Origin of the sequence: Coprococcus sp. AM100_B19A (assembly GCF_027662015.1) — a bacterium.
Lineage (GTDB): Bacteria > Bacillota > Clostridia > Lachnospirales > Lachnospiraceae > Allocoprococcus > Allocoprococcus comes.
Map to the genome: position 1 here is coordinate 1 of NZ_JAQDKN010000030.1, position 5,932 is coordinate 5,932.

The window sequence follows — 5,932 nt, forward strand, 5'->3', positions numbered from 1 at the left end:
TTATTTCTTTTTTGCTGTTGTGAAGCAGTTCCTCACGCGACAGCTTTAATAGAATAGCACATCCATCTGAGCTTGTCAACAGCTTTTTAATTTCTTTTTGCAATTTACTTTTTTCAAAATTTTCGTCTGAATATTCCCATACTCATGCTCGAATTTTTATGCAAAACTTTTTATTTTTCATCCGCTCTGCCTCTGCATGCCACTCCTTAGTCTCTGTCTCGACCAGCGAACGAATGTTATCTTACCACGGCTTTCCGGAATTGTCAATGTTGTTTTTATATTTTGCGCAATTCAGAATATTCTGACATCAATTCAACATGCTTTTGCGAATGGCGCGGCTGAACATCCCCTTCCATTTGCCTTTCCATTTCCTTTTTCATTTCACATTTACAAAAAGCAGCCATACCAACACTCTGATACAACTGCTTGTATTTTAAAACATTGATTTCATTTTAATTATCAGATATATGGTTGCAAAAACTGCAAACAGATACACACACCCAATAATTGCAGAACTCTTTTTCCCTCTTCCCCATTTTTCCGTTGCAAGATACATTGCATCCAACACATCAAACAGAAAGAAAAACTGGAATACCGTATGTACAACTGCTTCGGCAAACCCTATTTTCCCACTTTTATAGGTCATACGGATCACCTGGATCCCATAAAAGCTTCCCGGTAAAATAGCAAGCCATGTTGCACCAACCGAAAAAACGACTGCTACAATCAGCCACGGCAGCAATACCGGAGCAAAGATTATCGCGGCTCCCCGGCTTCCTACCAGCACTGCCATACTTATGAAAAAATAATAAATGAACAGAATCAGAAAATTCACACAGAAAAAGACAACCAGCCCATATTTATGGATCAGCATGCGGTTCACGCATTCAATCGGATTTCCCGTTTTGTATATCTTAAATGACTGTCCAATATTTATGATTCCCACAACTGCCACAAGTCCCCAATAAAAAAACAGTGGAAGAAACACAATCATCAACGTTAATCCGATATGCCCATCCTGGATTTTATCCAGCAGTCCCGTAACAAGAATAAGATATACATATGCAAGTGGTACACATAAAGTTAATAGTATTACATAAAGAAATGTACTTTTCCGTGATTTTCTATTTTCCATATCCTGGCTCTCCATATTTCAGGAAAAGGGAACCGTAATTTTCTATACAGCTCCCTCTTTCCCTGTTTTCTATTTATCTGCGTCCCATAAATGCTTCAATCTCATCGATCTGTCTCGGAATTGCTCTTGACAGATTTTCACATCCGTCTTCTGTGATCAGGCAATTATCTTCCAGACGGAATCCAATGCCCCATTCTTCATGGTAAACACCGATATCTACACAGAATACAACACCCGGTACAGCAAGTCCGCTTCCTTCTACCACGTCATGTACATCAAATCCAACATGATGTGCTCCACCGTGCCACATGTAAGTTCCAATATCTTCAAAATTTTTGCATACTCCAGCTTCTTTTAACTGTTCAAATGTGTATTTACGGATGATCTTATCCACATCCAGAAGCGGTACACCCGGTTTCAGTGTACTGAACATATATTCTGAAGTATTGTAAATGCACTCATAAAGCAGTTTCTGACGGTCATTAAATCTTCCATTGCACGGAAATGCCCTGGATACATCGTTGATCTCATAATCCCATACAGCACCAACGTCATTCAGGATCATATCTCCATCCTGTGCCTGTCCGCGATAATCATAATAATGAATTTTAAAGTTGTTCTTTCCTGAGGAAATGATAGACGGAAATCCTGGTGAAAGCACTCCCCTCTGAGCCAGTGCATAATCAAATTCTGCTTTATACTGGTATTCGTACATTCCCGGTTTAGATGCTTTCATCATTGCTTCGATTCCGGCCTTTGTGATCGTTTCCGCTTTCTTCATCGCCTCGATCTCGCATGGTTTCTTGATCAGGCGAAGCTGCTTCATAATCGGATGAAGGTTGCCAAATCCAACAAACGGAGCATGTTCTTTCAGATAATTACCAAGACGGTATGCTTCTACCGCCGGCGTATTTTCATAAACCTTGTCAAAATCAAGATAAACTTTCTTTACATTGCCAGAAAATAATTGTCTGGAAAGATCATTCTGGAATGCTGCCACATATTTGTAATTCGTGATTCCTGAAAGTTCTTCTGCTTCCTCTTCTTTTATACGTCTTCCGGTCCAGCGTTCTGCAAATGCATCCGGAGGAAGAATATACAGAGTTTCTTCAATTGTTCCCTCTCCGACATAAGCCATCAGTACAATATTTTCCTGCTCGATTCCTGTCAGATACAAGAAGTTACGATTTGTAAAAAACGGATAATTCTCATCATTGGTCTTGATCGGTGCATGTCCGCTGAATACAACCACCAAAGATCCCGCTTCAAGTTTCTGATACAGGCTCTTACGATTTTCTGCGTAAAATTCCTTATTCATTTGTCAATCCTCCTGCGCTTAGTGTAAATATTTTTCTTTCAGATATTCAATATAATAATCGGTATTCAGCTCTTCTCCTGTTGCTTTTTTGAGCATCTCGCGCGCAGAATAGGTCTGTCCGTACTGGTGAATATGTTCTTTTAACCAGTTTCCAATTGCAGATGAGTCTCCCTTTTCCAACTTTTCAAATGCATCCGGACAATCAGTAAGAAGCTTATGAGCAAACTGTGCAGCGTAAGCATCTCCAAGTGCATATCCCTGGAAATATCCTACACATCCTGAAGCCCAGTGCACATCCTGCAGGATTCCTTCCTGATGATTCTTTGGCATAAATCCCAGATATTCCTGATATTTTCTGTTCCATGCTTCTTCAATTGTATCCACTGTCAGTTTTCCATCAAAATATTCTTTTTCAATTTCGTAACGGATGATGATATGCAGGGTATTGGTAAGCTCATCTGCTTTCAGACGGATCAGTCCCGGTTTTACTTTATTGAGTGCCGCAAGGAATGTATCCAGAGAAATCTCTTTGTATTTTGGAACTTCCTGCTGCAGATATGGGTACAGGTTCTCCCAGAATTCTCTGGTTCTTCCTACATGATTCTCGTAGAATCTGGACTGGGATTCGTGCATTGCACCTTCAATTCCGCCCCAGAGTCCGCTTTCTGCGACCTCATCGTTCGCATTATAATTATAAAGCCCGTGTCCGGTCTCATGAACCACTGCCAGAATCGCATGGATCAGCTCATCACAGTTTGTGGAGGGTCTGGAATCACGAGGTCCGGTGCAGACACATACCGGATGATGGATCTCAAATAAAGTACTCTTATCTTTATCAAGTCCCAGGATCTCCTGCGCTTTCTTCACAATACGAAGTACTGTATCATGATCTGCTTCACATTCCAGAATGGAATCATCAATCTTACTCTGTTCTTCTCTTACCGCATTTAAAATTTCGCAGACAGCATCTTTGATTTTTGCCAAAATTGCATCAATCTCTTCCAGACGATAATCCTTATCAAACCGGTTCACCAGAACCTGATATGGTTTTTCATCCGGATTGATCGCTGTTGCTATCTTCTCCTGTAAATCAAACTGTTTTTTCAGTACCGGCTTAAAGCTTTCAAAATCATCTGCCTCATAGCATTTTCCCCATGCCAGCTGTCCATCTGCATTTGCCTGATTCAATTCTCCCTGCAGGCTTGCCGGAATCTGTACTGCTTCTTTATATTTTCCGATCAGATAACGTACCATACCTTTGTCTGTATCTGAATCAAAAGCTGTCTCTCCTTCCAGTGACTCTACCAGTTCTTTTGTCTCTTTGCTTGTCAGTTTCTCATTAGAAAGCTCTGTCAGATATGCTCCGACTTTCCCTTCATAATCAAATCCATCCTTCGGGCAGTTATTCCATCTGTCATAGTAAATGATATTATCCATACACTCCAGATAACGGAGTTTCACAACAATATCCTTCACCTTTTCCATCTGTTCTTTTGTAGCCATTACCGTACCAACCTTTCTCCTTAGACTAATGTTCAAACTTTGGTCCGATTATACCATTTGTTTCCCCGTAGTGTCAATCTTTTGGCAAAAGCCGGTTCCTCTGTTATGCCTTTATTTCTTCACTGTAGATTCGTTCGATATGCATTGCCAGATACCCGATTTCCATCTCATCAAGTTCTTTTCCAATACTCTTTCCGAGCATATCGCAGACTTTTTTTGCAGTCATATACGCTTCCGGAAATTTGGATTCTATATATTCATTCATATTGATACGAAGATCCTCCCCCGTCATAGCACGTGCTACCATATATTTGATATGGTTCATCAGACGATTATAGGAAAGCGAGATCACATCGATCTTTTTTCCTGTTTCTTTTTCGATCATCTCAATACATTCTCTCACTGCACGGGCCGTCTGCATTGCCACAGACACTTTTTCATCCTCGATTGCTGAATGAATGTGAAGTGCCACGTATCCGATTTCATGCTCATCGATCGTGATCTGCATTCTCTTCTGCAAAATATCTCTGAGCACGGATGCTGCTTGAAATTCATTATGAAAAAGTACTCTGATATCATCTGTCAGTGGATTGCTGATCTGCTCCTGATTCCGGATTCGCGAAACAGCAAAGGAGATATGATCTGCCAGCGGGATCATGATCCGGCGGTCTACTTTCCCAAAAACTTTTTCTGCTTCCCGGATCACCTCATCTGCAATTTCCAGAAATTCCGGATCCATCTCCTGCACCAGAGATTTGGCAGATCCTCTGTCTGTCTGTTCGGTCAGGCGGTAAGTTGCTGTATCTTCTGTCACTTCAAAACGCTGACTGACCTTCTTTCCAAAGCCAATTCCTTTACCGAGAAGGACGTATTCCTGGTTATCCTCTGTATTGATTGCGATCACGCCATTATTATTCAAAATTTTGCTTACTCTGTACATATCTGATTCCCCCGAAGACGAGTTTTAAGTTCTGATTTTATCCTAGCAGAGAATGAGGGGAAAGTCAAAAAAAGGTTGAGAAAAAGGGAACGCAAATTTGGCTGTTTTCTGACGGGTGTGAAATAGCTTCCGCAAAAAACAAATAAAAGCAAAACGGGGCTGTTGCACGATGAATCGTGCTTAGCCCCGTAAGTTTGTTTGATGTTTTTGATGTGATTATCACAAAATCTGTGAATAGATTTTATTTGGTTTCCCGGATCTTCTTTCTGAGCGGAAGTACCATTGCAGGGGATACGGATAATTCGTCTAATCCCATGCTTAAGAATTCTTCTGTCAGTTCGAGGTCAGCTCCGAGTTCGCCGCAGATTCCGATCCATTTGCCTTCTGCGTGGGCATTTTCGGCTGCCATGCGGATCATTGCAAGGACTGCCGGGTGGTGCGGATCGTAGAAGGCATCCAGCTTCTGGTTCTGACGGTCGATTGCCAGCGTGTACTGGGTCAGATCATTGGTCCCTACGCTGAAGAAATCCACTTCTTTTGCAAGCTCACGGCTCATCATAACGGCAGCCGGTGTCTCAATCATGATTCCCAGTTCCACATCCTCACGGAACGGGATCTTTGCCTCACGAAGCTCTTCTTTGACCTCTTCGATGATCACCTTGATCTGCTTCACTTCTTTTACCGAAATGATCATCGGGAACATAATGGCGATCTGTCCGTAAGCAGATGCCCGGTACAAGGCACGAAGCTGGGTCTTGAAGATCTCCGGTCTTGTCAGGCAGATACGGATTGCCCGGTATCCCAGTGCCGGGTTCTCTTCTTTGTCAAGTCCAAAGTAATCCACCTGCTTGTCTGCTCCGATATCCAGGGTACGGATAATGACCTTTTTGCCTGCCATATTTTCTGCAACCTGTTTGTATACCTGGAACTGCTGTTCTTCGGTCGGGAAATCTTCGCTTTCCAGATACAGGAACTCACTTCGGAAAAGTCCGATCCCTCCTGCATCATTTTTAAGTACGGCGCCCACATCGGAAAG

5 protein-coding genes are annotated in these 5,932 nt (G+C 42.1%); all 5 read right to left on the bottom strand.

The genetic code is table 11. From position 1 onward, the window contains the following. Positions 1–433 precede the first annotated feature (433 nt). Complete coding sequence (locus PGQ33_RS16435) at positions 434–1,135, bottom strand: hypothetical protein (protein WP_270206100.1); 702 nt, start codon at positions 1,133–1,135, stop codon at positions 434–436. A gap of 73 nt (positions 1,136–1,208) precedes the next feature. Beyond that, a complete protein-coding gene (locus PGQ33_RS16440; RefSeq protein ID WP_270206101.1) occupies positions 1,209–2,453 on the bottom strand; it encodes an aminopeptidase P N-terminal domain-containing protein in 1,245 nt (414 codons plus the stop codon). A gap of 18 nt (positions 2,454–2,471) precedes the next feature. Continuing rightward, on the bottom strand, positions 2,472–3,956 hold the full coding sequence (locus tag PGQ33_RS16445) for a carboxypeptidase M32 (protein WP_270206102.1): 1,485 nt from the start codon (positions 3,954–3,956) through the stop codon (positions 2,472–2,474). 103 nt (positions 3,957–4,059) lie between these two features. Further along, complete coding sequence (locus PGQ33_RS16450) at positions 4,060–4,896, bottom strand: PRD domain-containing protein (protein WP_008368484.1); 837 nt, start codon at positions 4,894–4,896, stop codon at positions 4,060–4,062. Positions 4,897–5,137: 241 nt separating this feature from the next. After that, a partial coding sequence (ptsP, locus tag PGQ33_RS16455) for a phosphoenolpyruvate--protein phosphotransferase (protein WP_270206103.1) occupies positions 5,138–5,932 on the bottom strand: 795 nt, incomplete at its 5' end.